Genomic DNA, 18,305 nt, shown 5'->3' on the forward strand with positions numbered 1-18,305 from the left:
GCCGGGACATGACTCGTCCGGACCATTCGGGTGCCAGCCAGGGCCAGATTCGGTGCTTCCGCGGCAGGGCGGACAGTTGACTGGACGCGTGTCCGACCCAGAACGTGTTCCCGTTCCGGGTCAGTCCACGCTCCCCGGACCACGGTCATGGGGAACGACGCAGGTGCCCTGCGCGACGGTCTGGTTGCCGGCGACGTCGAGGGCGACGACGGTCATGAGGTAGGTCCGCCCGTCTCCCCCGCCGTCGCGGACGGCGCGCACCATGACGGTGCCGGCGTCGACGACGATGTCGTCGTCGCTCGGCTCGTCGGCGACCGCGCTCACGCGCAGGTCGGCGATATCCGACAGGGCGTCGTCGGCGACCACGTCCGCGACCCGGACCATCCGCTTGTCGGGAGGCCAGATGACACAGGGCCGCGTAGGCAGGCCGGAGACGGTCGGTGCGGTCCGGTCGATACGGACCCGGACCTGTTGCGCCGGCTCGCGGTTGCCGAGCAGGTCGACTCCGAAGTAGCGCACGTCGTAGACGCCCTCGTCGGCCAGCGCGACGCTCAGCGAGGCACCGGGGGCGATGACGGCCCTGTCGCGAGCGGCGCCAGACCGGGCCGTGACCTCCACGTGGATCTCCTTGACCCCGACCAGACCGTCGGTGGCGGTGAGGTCCAGGGTGACCGGCTTGTCATGCCAGCCGGCCGCGTTCGCGACGGGGGAGGCGGTGAGGAGCGTGGAGGGTGGGGTCGTGTCCGCAGGTGCAGGGAAGGGCTCCGGAGCCGCGGCGCCGATCCCGGTGAGCTCGACCTCGACGACCTTGTGCCCAGGGAGCGTGGTGACGTCGCGGGTGACGGTCCGGGTCTCCCCGGCCGCGTCGAACCAGTAGGGCTTGGCTGCGGCCGTCAGTGCCGAGGCGGCAGGGAACGCGTAGTAGAGCTTGGCGGGCCGGCCCTCGAAGGCCCGACCGTGGAGGTACATGACGAGCGCGTGCTCGTCGTTGTGGAGCATGTTCTTCCCGAAGAACGACTTGCGGAGGTCGGTGGTGTCGGGGTCACGAGCGATCCGGGCGAAGGTCTCCCGTGCCGGGTGGAAGGGGTCGCGGTCGACGAATACGTCGAGGAACGAGCGGCTGCTGCGGGCGAGCTGGTCCTGGCTGGCGAACCCGTCGTGGAGGTCCATGGCGGCGAGCAGCTGGTCGGCCTCGTCGTGGATCCACCACTCACTGTCGGGGACGGCGTTGCCCGCGGCGAAGCTGCGCAGCCGCTGGTTCCACCGGGCTGCAGGTTCGTCCCACGCACGCTGCAGCAACCTGGTCCGATCGGCGCCGAGGTCCTGCCAGGGCCGGTCCGGGAACAGGTTGTTCGCGTTGTAGATCATCGCGTAGCTCTTGAGGTTGTGCCCGAAGTCGGTCTGCTGGGCGGTGAAGCTGCCGAACCTGATCGTGCGGCCCCAGAACCAGAAGCGCTGGTTGGGGTTGGTCGCTGCGGTGTTCTTGTGCCGGGCGATCAGGCTGTCCGTCACCCGCCGCAGGTCGTCCTTGAACTGGGCCCTGCGGTCCGGATCGGTCAGGATCGCGAGGTTGGGGAGCAGCACGGCGGTTCCGGGGACGAGCAGGTCGGTGATGTCGCCGCCGTTGTCGTCGGTGTCGACCTCGGTGGTCAGGTCGTAGGTCAAAGCGTCCTTCATCCGGTTCTGCGCCGCGTCGTAGTACTTGTCGAAGATGAGGTCGCGCACGGCCAGCAGGTCTGCCTCGGCGGCCGGGTCGCGCGTCACGTTGAAGTACATGCCGTAGGCCAGACCGAGTGAGGCCAGGTCGAAGAGCTCCTTGTCTGCGTGCGTGGGATCGGGATCCCCGTCGGCATCGGGATCGACGGGGTTGCCGTCGACGTCGAGCCGGCCGTAGTAGCCGCCGTACACGGGGTCCTTCGCCTTGGCGTTGATCCAGTCGAGCCCGGCCTTCGCGTAGGTCAGGTAGCGGTCCTCACCGGTCATCATGAACGCCAGGGAGTAGCCGTAGACCTGCCGGGCCAATGTCGAGAGGCGGCGGTCCGTGCTCCCCGGGAGGAGCCCGCCGTCGCGGCCCCGGAACGAGGGGAAGTTGCCGATCGGCTCACCCAACGCCTCCGGCCTGTCCCAGTACGGCAGCAGGTCCTCGCGGTGGTGCCGCAGCCACGTGTCGCCCTGCAGGACCTCCGGGTCGACCACGGCGGCGGCGACCTGGGGACCCGAGTCCTGGTCCGCGATCGGGGCGGCGCCGGGCGAAGGGGGCGCGAGCATCGAGGCGAGGACGGCGATCCCTGCCAGCGGGGCCACCCGCCGGCCGACGGTCGTGGGTCGGATGTGCGTGCCTGCCATGAGTACCACCTCTGTCCGTCAGGTCGACACATCAAGCCATCCAGTCCGGTGCAGCCCACGTGCCGAGGTCCGTGCGGGGTCGAAGGGCCCGCCGCCCCGGTGCAGAAACTCCTGGAGCCTGGCCCCGCACGTGAGGTGAGATGCCGAGTCCGACGGATCGGTTCGCGTCACCGGAACCTCGCCAATACCGGTGATTCCCTCGCCAGGAACCTGCCAATAGTCTGGCAATCCTCATTCGCGTGCAGTGAGGACGTCCCCATGACCAAGTCATCGCGGCGCGCCAGGCGCCTCATCGGCATCACCGCCACACTCTCGGTCGGCGTCGTGGCTGCGGGGGCGCTCGTCGGCATCACCGCCGCGCCCGCCAGCGCGGACTTCAAGGAGACGCGCATCACCTTCACCAACGGCTCCGACTCGGCGCTGGTGCTCGAGTCGACGTCGATCCCGCACGGGGAGTGGAACCAGGAGCCACCGTCCCGGATCAACATCGGCCAGGTCGTGACGATGAGCAGCTCGAACGCGGACGACAGCATCCTCACCGGGACCGAGTGGTCGGCGATCTACCGGCTCGAGAACGGCTCGACGTTGAGGCTGCACTACAACAACCCGGCGGTGGGCTCGGACGACTTCGACGAACAGGCCCCGGTCGGCTACATGTTCGAGGCCGGCGGCGTGATCGAGAACCGGGTCGTCAGGTTCAGGTGCGACTCGCAGACGTGTGACGGCATCGCGGACGAGTGGAAGCGCAACGGGGTGACCATCGACCCCGGCGGCGGGCTGCCGCCGCAGTTCGTGGACCTGCCCAAGATGGGCGTCACCATCGACCGTCCGACCGTGATGATCCACATGGACTGGATGAAGGACGCCGCGGGCAACAGCTGGAAGCCACGGCAGGCCGCGATCGACAACGTCATCAACGCCTTCGACCGCGCGCCCGTGACCTATCGCGGGGCGACCCGACCCGGGATCACGCTGGTCGTCGACGCCGGTCCCGACAGCACCATCACACCGAACGGCGCGAGGTGGGACACGCTGTCGCGGGCGACGGACTTCACGTGGAGCCAGTACTTCCTCACCGGCAACCGGGTCGACGGCTTCCAGGAGACCAACTTCTTCACCCGCCTCAAGAACAACTTCGTGCCCACCGGACGGCTGCCGATCTTCCACTACGCCGTCGCGGCGGACGTCATCTCGCAGGACACGAGGCCGATGCCACCGGTCGATGACAACACCTCGGGGCTCGCCGTGAAGGGGAACTTCGGCTTCATGCTCACGCTGGGCAACTGGAGCGGCAACACCAACGGATCGCTCGCGGAGCAGACCGGCACGCTGATGCACGAGTTCGGCCACGTCCTCGGCTTCGACCACAGCGGCGGCGAGGGCAACGGCGACGCGGTGAACTTCAAGCCGAACCACCCCTCCGTCATGAACTACGCCTGGCAGACCGTGGGGGTCTTCCAGGGCGGCGTCCGGCAGTGGGACTTCCTGCGCGATGACATGCCGAACATCGACGAGACGAAGCTGACCCAGGCGGGCGGGATCAACCTGGGCTCGGCGTCGGTCGCCTACGGCGCGACCAACAGCTGCGGCACGAAGGACGCAGCCGGCGTGGTCTCGGTCAACACGACCAACACCCAGGCCGCCTTGGCCCCGATGGACCTCGACTGCGACGGCACGGCCGGCAACGACGCGCCGGGCGCCACGGGCGGGTACGACGCCAACGGGGACACCGTGATCGCCACGTTGAACGGCCCGAAGGCGGAGTGGCCGCGGGTGAAGTTCAAGACCGGTGCCATCGGGTTCGGCGCCCGCGCCAACGAGCTGACCCTCCCGAGCTCGGGCCTCAGCACACCCGACGAGGGCGAGCTGACCCTCGAGCAGGCCGAGAACATCCGGGTGCTGCCGCTGGCGACCAAGCTCACCTACACCGGAGCGCTCGCGGGCGACTACCACGACAAGGCCACTGTGTCGGCGACGCTGGTCGACGCCACCGACGGTGACTCGCCGGTGGCCGGCAAGGCCATCGCCTTCGAGCTGGGCGTCGGTGACACCTGCTCCGCGGTCACGAACTCCGCGGGCTCCGCGTCGTGCACCATCACGCCGACCCAGGCGCCCGGCCCCTACCCGATCAAGGCCTCGTTCGCCGGCGACACCGTCTACGCATCGGCGTTCGACGCCTCGCGCACGTTCACGGTCACCCGCGAGGAGACGACGCTGTCGCTCACCGGGCCGACCGTGATCCTCGCCGGCAGCGGCTCGACGACGCTGTCGGCGCAGCTGCTGGAGGGCGGTCCGGCCGACGTCGACGGCGACGGCAGCACGGCGCCGCCGAGCCCGGCCGGACAGTCGGTGACCTTCGGGCTCGGGGGGCAGTCCTGCACCGGGACGGTGAGCTCGACGGGCGCCGTGGGCTGCTCGATCGCGAGCGTCTCGGGCGCGGCCCTGGGCCCGACGACGCTGACGGCGACCTTCGCCGGCGACACCTACTACGAGCCCTCCTCGGCGTCGGCCGACGTGATCGTGTTCGCGTTCCCGTCCAGGGGCGCGTTCGTCCTGGGTGACCGGTCGGTCGCTGCGGCGACGCCGACGACCTCGCTCACGTGGTGGGGTGACAGCTGGTCCACGGGGAACTCGGTGTCCGCTGGTGCTGCCCCCGACGCGTTCAAGGGTTTCGCGGCCTCGGTGACGTCGCTGCCGACGACGACGCCGGCCGACAGCTGCGGCACGACGTTCCTCACCCGGACGGGCAACAGCCCGCCGCCGACCAGCGAGGTGCCCGGCTACATGGGCGTGCTCGTGGCCTCGACGGTGGTCAAGGACAAGGCCGGCAGCATCACCGGTGTCTGGGGCAAGGTCGTGGTCGTGAAGACCGACACCGGCTACGCGCCGTCACCGGGACGCCCGGGGACGGGGAAGGTCGTCGCGACCTTCTGCGGCTGAGCCGAGGGCGGCGCCCGGCGCGAACGGCGCGGGAGACTCAGATGCTCAGGGCGAGGACCACGGCACCGGCGGTCAGGACGAGCGCCGGCAGCAGCCGCTTCCGCGCCAGCGCCTCGTGCAGCACGAAGGCGCCGAGCAGGACTCCGACGGCGATGCTGAGCTCGCGCAGGGCCGCGATCGCGGCCAGCTGCCCGCTGGTCTGGGCGAGCAGCACCAGCCCGTAGGCCACCAGTGAGACCGCTCCCCCGGTGAGCCCCTGCGCCACCTGGCGCCGGGGGACGGCGAGGAGGGCGCGGCCGCGCTTCGCGACGGCGTACAACGGGACGACCCACGACTGGAGCAGCATCAGCCAGCCGGCGTACGCCACCACCGGGGCGCCGCCCGACACCGACAGGCCGTCGACGATCGTGTAGCCGGCGATCGCGGTGCCGGTGCCAAGCGCGGTCGCGATCCCGATCCGGTCGCTGCGGGTCAGCGGCGGCCCCACGAAGGTGATCGCGACCAGGCCGACGACCACGAGCGTGGTGCCGATGACCACCTCAGCGTCGAGCGGTGAGCGCGGCAGCACGATCGAGGCGATCGCCACGAGGGCGACGCCGGTGCCGCGCGACAGCGGGTACGCACGGCTGAGGTCGGCCACTTCGTAGCTCGCCATGAGCAGCAGGAGGTAGGCGATGTGGAGCGCGGCCGAGAGCGCGGCGAGGCCGAAATAGTGCCAGCCGACCGGCTCGCCGACCAGCACCAGGACCGCACCGAGGACGAGCGTCGAGGTCGAGATCAGCGCGAACCCGACCAGCCGGTCCTCGGCGGCGTGCGCCAGGGCGTTCCATGTCGCGTGCAGGACGGCCGCGACGAGCACGAGGAGGACGACGAGGGGTCCCGGGTCCAGGTGCACACGGCACCCTACGACTGGCTGCCGTGCAGCTCCTCGAGCCTGCGGCGGAGGAAGCGCCGTTCACGGTCGTCCCGGGCGAGCTCCAGCGCCCGGGCGTACGCCGCCTGTGCCTCCTGCCGCCGGTCCAGGCGGGACAGGAGCTCGGCTCGCGTCGAGTGGAGGTACTGGTAGCCGTCGAGCCGATCCCGGTCGAGGGAGTCCACGAGGTCCAGGGCGTCCTGGGGCCGCCCCGCCTGCGCAACGGCAACAGCGCGGTTGAGCTGGACGACCGGAGAACCGGTGAGGTCGGCGAGCTCCGCGTAGAGCCCGGCGACCTGTGGCCAGTCGACCGGAGCGTCGGTCTGGAGCACGGCGATCGCCGCCTGCAGGGCGTATGGCCCTCGGCCCGTGATGGCGCGGTCGGCCAGCGCGCGTGCCTCGGCGAGCTGCGCTGCGTCCCACAGTGAACGGTCCTGGTCCTGCAACAGGACCAGCTCGTCACCGTCGCTACGCGCGGCTCGGCGCGCGTCGTGCGCGAGCATCAGTGCCAGGAGCCCGGAGACCTCGCGCTCGTCGGGCATCAGCGCGAGCAGGATGCGGCCGAGCCGGATCGCCTCGGTGGCCAGGTCGACCCGGCCGGCGTAGCCCTGGTTGTAGACCAGGTAGATGACCGCCAGCACGACTCCGAGCCGCTCCGGGAGGAGGTGGTCCGGCGGGACGCGGAACGGGATCGCGGCACCGGTGATCTTCTGCTTGGCCCGGCTGAGGCGGCGCTTCATGGCCTCGGGGGCGACGAGGAAACAGGCCGCGATCTCCTGGGTCGAGAGGCCTCCCACGGCGCGCAGCGTCAGCGCGACCTGGGCGTCCTGGGAGAGCGCCGGATGACAGCACATGAAGAGCAGCTCGAGCCGTTCGTCGCGGATCGAGTGACCGCTGAGCTGCCTGTCGAGCTCCTGGTCCATGGGCGCAACCTCGGATGGTCGGTCGAGCTGGGACAGCTTGGCCCGGAGCGTCCGGCGCCGGCGCAGCTGGTCGATCGCGTCGTTGCGGGCGGTCCGGATGAGCCATCCGGCCGGGTTGTCCGGGACGCCGTCGCGGGGCCAGCGCTCCGCGGCGGTCGCGAACGCCGCCTGCGCGACGTCCTCGGCGAGGTCGAAGTCATGCAGGTACCCGACCAGCGAAGCCAGGACGCGACCCCACTCCTCCCGGAAGATCCGGGCAAGAGCGGGTTCGGGGTCGCGGTCGATGACGAGGTCCCGGTCAGTGCGGCGGGAAGACGAACGGGCGCACCTCGACGGCACCGCCCATCCGTGCGGCCGGGACGCGTTGGGCGATCTCGAGCGCGGCGTCGAGGTCGTCGGCCTCGAGTAGGTAGTAGCCACCGATCACCTCCTTGGTGTCGGCGAAGGGTCCGTCGGTCACGAGCGTGGTGCCGTCGGCGACGCGGACCGTGCTGGCCGTGGCCACCGGCTGCAGGTGTCCGCCTCCGGTGACCCTGGGGTCCTCCCTGATCGCCATGTACTCGGCGGTGACGGCCTCGCGCTCCTCGTCCGTGTCGCCGTCCTGGGCGTGCGGGTCGGTGTAGATCAGCAGTGCGTAGTGCACGGGTGACTCCTCGTTGTCGGTCTCATCTGACATCTTCTTGACGAACCGGACCCTCCGGCCGGGACACGCCTCGGGAAGGACTTCCAGACAATGTTGCTCGCCGACGTAGTGGCCACCTCCGCCGAGGTCGCCTCGACGCGCTCGCGCAAGGCCAAGGTGGCGGCGTTCGCCGAGCTCCTCTCGCGGGTCGCAGCGTCCTCGCCGGAGGAGATCGAGACCGTCACGTCCTACCTCGCCGGGTCGCTGCGCCAGCGGCGCACCGGGCTCGGATGGCGGTCGATGCAGTCCCTGCCGGCACCTGCCGCGACGCCGTCCCTGACCGTGCTCGAGGTGCACGAGGCGTTCGACCGGATCGCGGCAATGTCGGGGTCCGGCTCCCAGCAGGCCCGGGCGGCCGCGACCGCCGAGCTCTTCGGCCGGGCCACCGCGCCGGAGCAGCAGTGGCTGCGGGGGATCGTGACCGGCGAGGTCCGCCAGGGAGCGCTCGACTCCCTGGTGCAGGAGGGGCTGGCCGCCGCCGGGTCGGTGCCGCTGGCGGCCGTACGCCGCGCCGCGATGATGGCGGGTTCGACCGTCGCCGTCTCGGCCGCGGCGCTCACCGGGGGGGAGCCGGCGCTGTCGGCGTTCGTGCTCGAGGTCGGCCGGCCCGTGCTGCCGATGCTGGCGTCGAGCGCGACCACCGTGGAGGCGGCGATGGCCAAGGCCGGTGGCGGCGAGGTGGCGGTCGACACCAAGCTGGACGGGGTGCGGATCCAGGTCCACCGGCGCGGCGACGACGTCCTGGTCGCGACCCGCTCGCTCGAGCTGATCACCGAGCGGCTCCCGGAGGTGGTCGAGGTGGCCAGGTCCCTGCCGGCCACCGACGTGGTGCTCGACGGCGAGGTGCTGGCGCTCGACGACCAGGGGCGGCCGCGCCCCTTCCAGGAGACCGCCTCCCGGGCCGCGATGAGTGCGGGCGTCCACCTCACGCCCTACTTCTTCGACCTGCTCCACCTCGACGGTCGCGACCTGGTCGACTCCTCCGGCGCGCAGCGGCTGGCGGCGCTGGCCGGGCTGGTGCCCGAGGAGTTCCTGGTCCCGCGCGTCATCACCACCGACCTGACCGAGGCGGAGGCGTTCACGTCGAGGGTCCTCGAGCTCGGCCACGAGGGCGTCGTGGTCAAGAACCTCTCGGCTCCCTACGACGCCGGCCGCCGCGGCTCCGCGTGGGTGAAGGTCAAGCCGGTGCACACCCTCGACCTCGTCGTCCTGGCGGTCGAGTGGGGCTCGGGCCGTCGCCGCGGCTGGCTCTCCAACATCCACCTCGGTGCGCGTGACGACTCCGCCGAGGGCGGCTTCGTGATGCTGGGCAAGACGTTCAAGGGGATGACCGACGAGATGCTGGCCTGGCAGACCGAGCGGTTCACCGAGCTCGCCGTCGACCCCGCCACGGTCCGCGACCACCACGTCGTCCACCTGCGTCCCGAGCAGGTCGTCGAGATCGCCTTCGACGGCCTCCAGCGCTCGACGCGCTACCCCGGCGGCCTGGCCCTGCGCTTCGCCCGCGTGGTCCGCTACCGCGACGACAAGGCCGCCGACCAGGCGGACACGATCGAGACGGTCCGCGAGATCGCCGGCCACTCCCCCGGGGTGGCCCCGTCGTGAGGGCCGCGTTCCGGGTCGCCGGCTACCCGCGGCTGTTCCTGGGCCTCACGACCTCGTGCTGGTCGTGCTCATCGACTACCGGGTGATCTTCGGGCTCATCGCCGTCGTGATGGTCCTGGGCGCGGTCCAGATCGCAGTCTCCCTGCAGGACCAGATCCGCGCCGACCTGGCCCACGGCGGCACGCGTGTGGAACCCACCCCCACCGCCGAGACACCGCTCACGCCGGGTGCCGACCCGGTCCTCCAGATGACCCGTGACAGTCGTGCAACTGCGAGTTGCACTCCCACTACGATCTCGGCATGGCTCCTCCTCGTGCACGTGCCTCGGACGGTCGACGGTTCGCGGCCGCGGCCCGGCGCCGGGCCCGCGAGAAGGAGATCATCGACGCCACCCGGTCGCTGTTCGACGAGAAGGGCGTCCGCGAGGCCCAGATCGACGACATCGCCGCGGCCGTGGGCATCAACCGCGCGATCGTCTACCGGCACTTCTCCGGCAAGGAGGAGCTGTTCGCGCTCACCCTGGTCAGCTACCTCGACGAGCTCCACGACGCCCTGCAGGCGGCCGACGACACCTCGGCCCCGGCCGCGCAGCGGCTGGAGAGCCTGGTCGGGGCGTTCGTCGACTACGGCCTGGCCCACCCTGCGTTCATCGACTGCGCGCAGGCCCTGATGCGGCGCCGCGGTCCCGAGCTCCTCGACGAGATCTCCGAGAGCGCGCTGTTCAGGCTCGGGCGCGCCATCTCCGGCTGCCTGGCCATCCTGGTCGCGGCCCTGCAGGCCGGGGTCGACGCGGGCGACTTCGAGGTCGCCGACCCGACCCTGCTGGCCAACACGCTCTACGCCAGCGGGCTGGGCGCGCTGCAGCTCGCGCGGGTCGGGATCCTCGTCGCCGAGGCCGCCCCGGGCATCCCCACCGTCGGCGAGATCTCACCGGAGCAGGTGCGCTCCTACCTCGTCTCCTCGGCCCTCGCTCTGGCCACCCGCTGAGCCACCCGCTGAGCCACCGCACTGTCGGTGGCCGCCCCTAGCGTGACCCCCATGCGGAACGACGTCGACCGGGTCCGGGAGCTCCTCGAGAAGGCCGCCGCAGAGCTCGCGACCCGCCGCGAGGACGTGCTGAGCGGCACCCTCATCCTCCCCGATCGCGGCCTCGACGCCGACGACTGCGCGGCGTTCCTCCTGGCCATCGACGAGCGGCGGGCCGTGCTCGACGCGGCCGGCTTCGTCACCGTGCCGGGCGGACGCATCGCCTTGCTGTCCAAGTCCGGCATCGGCGTCGGCGTCAACGCTGCGCGGCTCGCCCAGGTGGGATCACTGACGGCGAGCTGAACGGCAAGTCCGATCAAGCCGGAGCGGCCCGCGCGGGCGCACCGTGGAGCCATGAGCCTTCCCTACGCAGAGCCGTTGACCGTCCGCACACCCGCACCCCGTGTGGTGCCCGAGCCACCCCGGCGTGGCGAGCCCGGCGGCGAGCCGTGCGGGATCTGCACCGGCAGCGCCGCTCCCCCGCTGTGGGGCGACGACCACTTCACCCTGCACGCACCGGTCGGGAGCAGCCTGCCCGGCAGCCTGTGGCTGGCCAGCCGGGTGCACGCCGACTCCTTCGCCGACCTGCCCGCGGCCGCCGCGGCGGCGTTCGGCCCGCTCGTCGCCCGGGCGGAGCGGGCGATGCTGTCGACCCTGCCGGACGTCGGCCGGGTGCACCTCTACCGCTGGGGCGACGACGGCGCGCACTTCCACGTGTGGATGATTCCCCGTCCGCTGGGCATGCTGGATGCCATGGGTCACTTCCTGCCACTGTGGGAGGACGTGCTCCCGGCCGTCCCGGACGACGAGGCGCGAGCCGCGGTGGAGAAGGTCGCAGCCGCGCTGTGACGCTCCCGACCCGGTCCGCAGAGCCGGCCCTGGCCCGCCGGCTCCGGACTCCAGATGCGGTGGTCATCGGGCTGGGCTCGATGATCGGCGCGGGCGTGTTCGTGGCGTTCGCGCCCGCCGCGGACGCCGCGGGCTCGTGGCTGCTGCTCGGGCTGGCGCTGGCCGGGCTCGTCGCCTGGTGCAACGCCACGTCGTCGGCCCAGCTGGCCGCGCAGTACCCGTCCTCCGGCGGCACCTACTTCTACGGCCGCCAGCAGCTGGGTGAGTGGCCCGGCTTCCTGGCCGGCTGGGGGTTCGTCGTCGGCAAGACCGCGTCGTGCGCGGCGATGGCGGTGACCTTCGCGACCTACGCCGTGCCGGCGGACCGCTGGGTCCAGCGGCTGGTCGCAGCCGGCGCGGTGGTGCTGCTCACCGCGGTCAACCTGCGCGGCATCACCCGCACCGCCCGGCTGACCCGGCTGCTCGTCGCGGTCACCCTGCTGGTCCTCGCGACCTGGACGGTCGCGGTGCTCGCCAGCGGCCAGACCGACGCCGACCACCTCCGGCTGACCGGCTTCTCGGCGTACGGCGTCCTGCAGTCCGCCGGGCTGCTCTTCTTCGCCTTCGCCGGCTATGCCCGGATCGCCACACTGGGCGAGGAGGTCGTCGAGCCGGAGCGCACGATCCCGCGCGCCGTGGTCGTCGCCCTGCTGGGTGCCTTCGCCGTCTACGCGGTCGTGGCCGTCGTCGCCCTCGCCGGGGTGGGCCCGGACGAGCTCGCCGCGAGCTCGACCCCCTTGGCCCACGTCGCCTCCGAGGTGGGCGCGGCCTGGGCCTCACCGGTCGTGCGGGTGGGCGCCGCGGTGGCCAGCCTCGGCTCCCTGCTGGCCCTGCTGGCCGGCGTGGGCCGCACCGGCCTGGCCATGGCGCGCGAGCGCGACCTGCCGCGCTCGCTGGCCTCGGTCGACCCGCGGCACCAGGTGCCCGACCGGGTCCAGCTCGTGCTCGCCGCTGTCGTGGTGGTCCTCGTGCTCACCGTCGACCTGCGTGGGGTCATCGGCTTCTCGTCGTTCGGCGTCCTGCTCTACTACGCGATCGCCAACGCCGCGGCCTACACCCAGGAGCCCGACCACCGCCGCTGGCCCAGGCCGGTGCAGGTGCTCGGCCTGGTCGGCTGCCTGGTGCTGGTCGCCACCCTGCCCTGGACGTCGGTCGTCGCGGGGCTGGTGGTGTTCGCGATCGGGGTCGCCGGTCGAGCCGTGGTCAGGCGCGCTCCAGGATCGCGGTGACCCCCTGGCCGCCCGCGGCGCAGATCGAGATGACCCCGCGACCGGTCCCGCCCTCGGACGTCGCCAGCAGCTTGGCCAGCACCGGGACGATCCGGCCACCGGTGGCGGCGAACGGGTGGCCCGCGGCGAGCGAGGAGCCTGTGACGTTCAGCTTCGACCGGTCGATCGCGCCGAGCGGCGCGTCGAGGCCGAGCCGCTCCTTGCAGAACACCGGGTCCTCCCACGCCTTGAGCGTCGCCAAGACCTGCGAGGCGAACGCCTCGTGCATCTCGTAGTAGTCGAAGTCCTGCAGCGAGAGCCCTTCGCGCGCGAGCATCCGGGCCATCGCGTACGCCGGGGCCATCAGCAGCCCCTCACCGCCGTGCACGTAGTCGACGGCCGCGGTCTCGTGGGCCGTCAGGTAGGCGAGCGGCTCCAGGTCGTGGGCGGCGGCCCACTCCTCCGAGGCGAGCAGCACGGCAGAGGCGCCGTCGGTCAGCGGCGTCGAGTTGCCGGCGGTCATCGTGGCCGACTCGCCCTTGCCGAAGACCGGCTTCAGCTTCGCGAGCTTCTCCACCGTGGAGTCGGGCCGGAGGTTGTTGTCCTTCTCGAGCCCTCGGAACGGCGTGACCAGGTCGTCCTCGAACCCGGCGTCGTAGGCCGCGGCGAGGTGCTGGTGCGACGCGGCGGCCAGCTCGTCCTGCTCCTCGCGGCCGATCTGCCACTCGACGGCGGTGAGCGCCGCGTGCTCGCCCATGGACAGCCCGGTGCGTGGTTCGCCGTTCTGGGGGATGGACAGGCCGATGTCGCCGGGCCGGATCTGCGCCAGGGCGGTGAGCCGGCCGCGGGTGTCCTTGGCGGCATTGACCTTCAGCAGCTTCTTGCGCAGCTTCTCGCTGATCGCGACCGGAGCGTCGGACGTGGTGTCGGAGCCGCCACCGACGCCGACCTCGATCTGGCCGAGGGCGATCTTGTTGGCGACCTGGATCACTGCCTGCAGCCCGGTGCCGCAGGCCTGCTGGATGTCGGTCGCAGGGGTCTCGGGCGAGAGCCTGGAGCCCAGCACCGACTCGCGGGTCAGGTTGAAGTCGCGGGAGTGCTTGAGCACCGCCCCGGCGACCACCTCGCCGAGCCGTTCTCCCTCCAGGCCGAAGCGAGCGACGAGCCCGTCGATGGCCGCGGTGAGCATGTCCTGGTTGGAGGCGTTCGCGTACGCCGTGTTGGACCGCGCGAACGGGATGCGGTTGCCACCGAGGACTGCGACGCGACGAGGGGAGGTGTTCATGGCTCCAAGTTTCCCGCGAGTAACCTCGCAGTCCAACCCACTGAGGCGGGGATCACCAAACGTGGACACCGAGTTACACAGAGAGTTGCATGGAACCATGAGCGACCGCTACCAGGCCTTCACCTCGAGCCCCATCGGCCAGCTGCTGGTCAAGAACCTCGGCCTGCCGGACCCGCCCCGACTCGAGCGCTACACCGAGGGCGACCCGCTGGTGCGGGGCACCGTCGCGGTCGGCGGCACGGGCCGCCTCTCCGAGTCGCTGCCCGCGCTCCTCGACACCCTCGGCGTGGCCTCGTCCGTCGTCCCCGGCCAGCCCTCGGAGGGCGAGCTGTTCAAGGGGCTGGTCTTCGACGCCACGGGGCTGACCGATTCCTCCCGGCTCGGCGCACTGCAGGACTTCTTCACCCCGAAGCTGCGCGGCCTCGAGACCAACCCGCGCGTCGTGGTCCTCGGCACCCCGCCGGAGCAGGTCAAGGGCGCCGAGCGGGTGGCCCAGCGTGCGCTCGAAGGGTTCACCCGCAGCCTCGGCAAGGAGATCGGCCACGGCGGCACCGTCCAGCTGGTCCACGTCGCCGACGGCGCCGAGGGGGCGGTCACCTCGACGCTGGCGTTCCTGCTCTCGCCGAAGTCGGCCTACGTCTCGGGCCAGGTCGTGCGCGTCGGCGCACACGGCGTCACGGAGGCGGTGCGGGTCGACGACTGGACCCGCCCACTGGTGGGGAAGGTCGCCCTGGTCACCGGCGCCAGCCGCGGCATCGGGGCGGCCATCGCCCGGACGCTGCACCGGGACGGCGCCACCGTCGTCGGTGTCGACGTACCCCAGCTCGCCGACGACCTGCAGACGCTCATGAAGGAGCTCGGTGGTGACTGGATCGCGCTCGACATCACCACGAAGGACGCGCCGCAGCGGATCGCGCACCACCTGAGGGAGAAGCACGGCGGCGTCGACGTCGTCGTGCACAACGCCGGCATCACCCGGGACAAGAAGCTGGCGAACATGTCCGAGGACCGCTTCGAGCAGGTCATCGCGGTCAACCTCACCGCGCCGGAGCGGATCACCCGCGAGCTGCTCGACCAGGGCGTCGTCCACGACAACGGCCGGATCGTCGGGGTCGCGTCGATCGCCGGCATCGCCGGCAACGTCGGCCAGACCAACTACGCCACGTCCAAGGCCGGGGTCATCGGGCTGGTCGACTCGCTCGCCGACGAGCTGGACAACGGGATCACGATCAACGCCGTGGCGCCCGGCTTCATCATCACCCAGATGACGGCCGCCGTACCGTTCGCCACCCGCGAGATCGGCCAGCGGCTCAACGCCATGTCGCAGGGCGGGCTGCCGGTGGACGTCGCCGAGACGATCGCGTGGTACGCCTCCCCCGGCTCGACCGCCGTCAACGGCAACGTCGTCCGGGTCTGCGGCCAGATGATGATGGGCGCCTGATGTCGGCCCTCATGATGGTCCGGGCCGCGCTGCCCTCGGTGCCGGTCGTGAACCAGCTGCCCGGGATCCGCAAGACCAGTGGCGCGTTCACCGGCATGAGCCGGTCGGGTGAGCCGGTCGCTATCGAGCGCGGGCACGTCGACGCCTTCGCCGAGGTGTGCGGGTTCCCGGTCAAGGACACCGTCCCGCTCCCCTACCCGCACCTGCTCGCGTTCCCGCTCCAGATGGAGATCATGAGCGACCCCGGCTTCCCGGCGCCTGCGATCGGCACCGTCCACCTCGCGAACTCGATCACCACCCGACGCCCGATCGCGGTCGGCGAGGCCGTCGCGGTGACCACGAGCGTCGGGCCGGCGCAGCCGCATCCCAAGGGCACGACCTATCAGTTCCTCACCGTGGTCACTGTCGGCGGCGAGGAGGTGTGGGAGGAGACCTCCACCTACCTCCGCCGCGGCAAGGGGGACCCGTCGGCCTCGTCGGGGCCGGTCTTCCCCGACGCTGAGCCGCACGGCGTGGTCTGGAAGCTGCCCGGCGACCTGGGCCGGCGGTACGCCGCGGTGTCGGGTGACCACAACCCGATCCACCTCTATCCGCTCACGGCCAAGGCGCTCGGCTTCCCCCGACAGATCGCGCACGGCATGTGGACGATGGCGCGCTGCGTCGCCGCGCTGGAGAACCGGCTGCCCGACTCGGTCCGCGTCGACGTGGCGTTCAAGAAACCGGTCCTGCTGCCCGGCTCGGTGGCGTTCGGCTCCACACCCGTCGACGGTGGCTACGCGTTCTCGCTGACCAGCCCGAAGGACGGCACGCCGCACCTGTCCGGCCGGACCACCGCCCTCTGAGCGACCTGGGCGACGCGGTCGAGCTCACATCCGGGCCCTGAGCACGTCGACCTCGCAGCCCGGCGCGCTCGGGTCGAACCCGTGCTCGACCAGCCAGCGGATCACGAGCAGGCTCCGCATCGACCACCACCCACGGATCAGCTCGAGGTCGACCTCGCTTCCGTAGCCGGCAACGACGTGTTCGAGCTGGTCCTCGTGACCCAGCGTGAGGGAGGCGAGGTCGTAAAGGGCGTCACCCGGGCCGGCCTCTGACCAGTCGAGCATGCCCGTGACCCGGTCGCCGGCCACGAACACGTGCGCGATCTGCAGGTCGCCGTGGATGAACACCGGCGTCCATGCGCGAAGCACGGCCTCGGCGAGTCGACGGTTGCGGATGACCAGGTCGGTGGGGAGGACGTCGTTGTCGAGGAGCCACTCGCACTCGGCCTCGAGGCGCGCGCCCAGCTCGCCCGCGTCCTGACCGCGCCAGAGCGGGGGAAGCGTGTCGTGCATCGTGCGGATGGCGGCACCGGCCGCGACCCACGCCGCCGGTGGCGCGACGTCCCGCTCCCCGAGGCGGCCCAGGGCAGCACCCGGGAGAGCGGCGAGCGCGAGCACGGGAGGTTTGCGCCAGAGGATCTCCGGGGTCGGGACCGGCGCAAGGGCCATTGCCTCGACCTCGCGATCCACCCGCTGCTGGTCGGCGTCGATCTTCAGGAACACGTTGGCGACCCGGAGGGTCGCGCGCTCGCTGTGGGCGACGATGACTTCCACCTCATCCACGAGGACGTCTCCGGAGCCGTCGGTCAGAGCTTCAGCATCGCCGCGGAGATGAGGTACGCCGCCGACACCGCTTCCGGCTCATGCAGGTCGCCCGGGGTCTCCAGCGTGGCCCGGGCGCGAGCGCGCACCGCAGCACCCGGGTCGTGGGTGACGAGGTCCACGCAGAGTCCGGCGACCACCGCGGCGGTGTCATGGTCATCGAGCCCGTCGAGGGCCAGCCCGTTGTAGAGCGTGGTCGCCACCTCGTGGAACACCTCGCGGGCGAGCTCGAGGTCCACGTCGGGCCGGTCCCTGGCCACCTCTTCCGCGGTGACCAGGAACCGGTCGAACGGCGGGACCACCGTGTCTGACGACATGTCACGAGCGTCCCAAGCGGTCCGGTCCCGCGGCAATGGGATATCGCCGGGTCAGGCCGGCTCCGGGCCCGGGACAGCAGCGCGATGCTGCCGGTCAGCGTCCAGAGGATGAGCGCGACCGGGGCCAGGCTCACGACCGCGGCGACGGCTGAGCCAGCCGGGCCAGGGCCCAGGTGACCAACGCGACGAAGCCGAGCCCGGTGAGAAGGCAGGTCAAGGCCAGCCCGGCGCCGGAGACGAGGGCGCCGAAGCCGACCATCGCCGCCGGCATGAGCACGTCGTCGCCGAGCGAGGTGACCGCACCGAGCCGGCCGAGGTACGCCGGGTCGACCAGCTGCTGGAAGGCGCCCGACAGCTGCGTCGACGCCAGCCCGGCGGTGATGCCGATGACGGTGCAGGCGACCAGCAGGAGCGGCCGCCCGGCCACGCCGATCACGGCGATGGCCACTGCCTGTCCGAGCAGCATCAGCAGGCCGGTGCGGGCCGGCTGGGTCGAGCGGAACCGGATCGCGACCAGGGCTCCGGCCGCCGCACCCACGCCGACCAGCGCGTCCGCGACGCCGACGGTGGCCGAGCCCCACCCGGATCGGTGCACGTGGACCGTGACCCCGACCGCGAGCGCGGGACCCACGAAGAGGTTGAGGCCGGACAGGGAGATGACGAAGGCCCGGACGAACGGCGTCGCGCGGAGGTAGGACGCCGCGGCGGCGAGGTCGCGACGGACCGAGCCGGTCGACCTCAGCACCCGCGGGTAGCGCGGCCGGAGGCACAGGGCCACGAAGACCGCCACCGCGGCGAACGTCACCGCGTCGACCACCATCACCAGCTGCAGCCCCCCGAGCGCGACGAGCACGCCGCCGAGCGGGGCGCCGACGAATCTCGCCAGGCGGCCCGCGACCTGCATCAGGCCCGCGCCGTTGGGCAGGTCCTCGCTGCGCAGCAGCACACGCGGCAGCGTCGTCGCGGCGGGGTTGTGGAGTGCGTCGAGGACCCCGAACAGGATCGCGACGACGAGCAGCAGGGCCACGCTGATGCCGAGGACGGTGGCCAGAACGGCTCCCAGGGCGAGCACCAGGATCCGGCCGAGG

The 18,305-nt window shown here is 71.8% G+C and carries 16 protein-coding genes; 8 read left to right on the plus strand and 8 right to left on the minus strand.

All coding sequences use genetic code 11. From position 1 onward, the window contains the following. Positions 1-120 precede the first annotated feature (120 nt). Complete coding sequence (locus tag VFV89_RS05730) at positions 121-2,346, minus strand: AGE family epimerase/isomerase (protein WP_329704948.1); 2,226 nt, start codon at positions 2,344-2,346, stop codon at positions 121-123. Between the two features lie 258 nt (positions 2,347-2,604). On the opposite strand from VFV89_RS05730, the gene VFV89_RS05735 reads away from it, so the two are divergent. After that, positions 2,605-5,286, plus strand: a complete 2,682-nt coding sequence (locus tag VFV89_RS05735) for an Ig-like domain repeat protein (protein WP_329704949.1) — start codon at positions 2,605-2,607, stop codon at positions 5,284-5,286. A 37-nt stretch (positions 5,287-5,323) separates the two neighbouring features. On the opposite strand, the gene VFV89_RS05740 is transcribed toward VFV89_RS05735, so the two are convergent. The 3 genes from VFV89_RS05740 to VFV89_RS05750 are packed head-to-tail and all read right to left on the minus strand — an operon-like array spanning position 5,324 to position 7,798. Continuing rightward, positions 5,324-6,181, minus strand: a complete 858-nt coding sequence (locus VFV89_RS05740) for a DMT family transporter (protein ID WP_329704950.1) — start codon at positions 6,179-6,181, stop codon at positions 5,324-5,326. 8 nt (positions 6,182-6,189) lie between these two features. Next, positions 6,190-7,461 carry an RNA polymerase sigma factor gene (locus tag VFV89_RS05745; protein WP_329704951.1) on the minus strand — a complete coding sequence of 424 codons (1,272 nt, stop codon included), beginning with the start codon at positions 7,459-7,461 and terminating at the stop codon, positions 6,190-6,192. Next, the gene (locus VFV89_RS05750) at positions 7,421-7,798 is read right to left on the minus strand and encodes a YciI family protein (protein WP_329704952.1); all 378 of its coding nucleotides are present in this window, start codon (positions 7,796-7,798) and stop codon (positions 7,421-7,423) included. Before VFV89_RS05750 ends, VFV89_RS05745 begins: the two co-directional genes overlap by 41 nt. Before the next feature lie 57 nt (positions 7,799-7,855). Between VFV89_RS05750 and VFV89_RS05755 the strand changes: the two genes are divergently transcribed. The 5 genes from VFV89_RS05755 (at position 7,856) to VFV89_RS05775 (ending at position 12,552) form a co-directional block, all read left to right on the plus strand. Further along, a complete protein-coding gene (locus VFV89_RS05755) occupies positions 7,856-9,409 on the plus strand; it encodes an ATP-dependent DNA ligase (protein WP_329704953.1) in 1,554 nt (517 codons plus the stop codon). A 300-nt stretch (positions 9,410-9,709) separates the two neighbouring features. After that, positions 9,710-10,396 (plus strand): TetR/AcrR family transcriptional regulator, encoded by a 687-nt coding sequence (locus VFV89_RS05760; protein ID WP_329704954.1) that lies wholly within the window; start codon positions 9,710-9,712, stop codon positions 10,394-10,396. A gap of 51 nt (positions 10,397-10,447) precedes the next feature. Continuing rightward, complete coding sequence (locus tag VFV89_RS05765) at positions 10,448-10,738, plus strand: hypothetical protein (protein WP_329704955.1); 291 nt, start codon at positions 10,448-10,450, stop codon at positions 10,736-10,738. Between the two features lie 51 nt (positions 10,739-10,789). After that, positions 10,790-11,284 (plus strand): hypothetical protein, encoded by a 495-nt coding sequence (locus tag VFV89_RS05770; protein WP_329704956.1) that lies wholly within the window; start codon positions 10,790-10,792, stop codon positions 11,282-11,284. Beyond that, on the plus strand, positions 11,281-12,552 hold the full coding sequence (locus VFV89_RS05775) for an APC family permease (RefSeq protein WP_329704957.1): 1,272 nt from the start codon (positions 11,281-11,283) through the stop codon (positions 12,550-12,552). Before VFV89_RS05770 ends, VFV89_RS05775 begins: the two co-directional genes overlap by 4 nt. On the opposite strand, the gene VFV89_RS05780 is transcribed toward VFV89_RS05775, so the two are convergent. Beyond that, entirely contained in the window at positions 12,527-13,816 is a 1,290-nt protein-coding gene (locus tag VFV89_RS05780) for an acetyl-CoA C-acetyltransferase (protein WP_329704958.1), read from the minus strand. The genes VFV89_RS05775 and VFV89_RS05780 overlap by 26 nt on opposite strands. 97 nt (positions 13,817-13,913) lie before the next feature. Between VFV89_RS05780 and VFV89_RS05785 the strand changes: the two genes are divergently transcribed. Next, a complete protein-coding gene (locus VFV89_RS05785; RefSeq protein ID WP_329704959.1) occupies positions 13,914-15,257 on the plus strand; it encodes a 3-oxoacyl-ACP reductase in 1,344 nt (447 codons plus the stop codon). Beyond that, complete coding sequence (locus VFV89_RS05790) at positions 15,257-16,099, plus strand: MaoC family dehydratase (RefSeq protein WP_329704960.1); 843 nt, start codon at positions 15,257-15,259, stop codon at positions 16,097-16,099. Before VFV89_RS05785 ends, VFV89_RS05790 begins: the two co-directional genes overlap by 1 nt. Positions 16,100-16,123: 24 nt before the next feature. Here VFV89_RS05790 and VFV89_RS05795 read toward each other — a convergent pair whose 3' ends face one another. The 3 genes from VFV89_RS05795 to VFV89_RS05805 form a co-directional block, all read right to left on the minus strand. After that, positions 16,124-16,861 carry an aminoglycoside phosphotransferase family protein gene (locus VFV89_RS05795; protein WP_329704961.1) on the minus strand — a complete coding sequence of 246 codons (738 nt, stop codon included), beginning with the start codon at positions 16,859-16,861 and terminating at the stop codon, positions 16,124-16,126. Between the two features lie 23 nt (positions 16,862-16,884). Beyond that, positions 16,885-17,217 (minus strand): hypothetical protein, encoded by a 333-nt coding sequence (locus VFV89_RS05800; protein WP_329704962.1) that lies wholly within the window; start codon positions 17,215-17,217, stop codon positions 16,885-16,887. A gap of 130 nt (positions 17,218-17,347) precedes the next feature. After that, positions 17,348-18,305 (minus strand): MFS transporter (locus VFV89_RS05805; RefSeq protein WP_329704963.1); only part of this gene is annotated, 958 nt, incomplete at its 5' end.

Origin of the sequence: Nocardioides sp., assembly GCF_036274455.1 — a bacterium.
In the GTDB taxonomy this organism is placed as follows: Bacteria; Actinomycetota; Actinomycetes; order Propionibacteriales; family Nocardioidaceae; genus Nocardioides.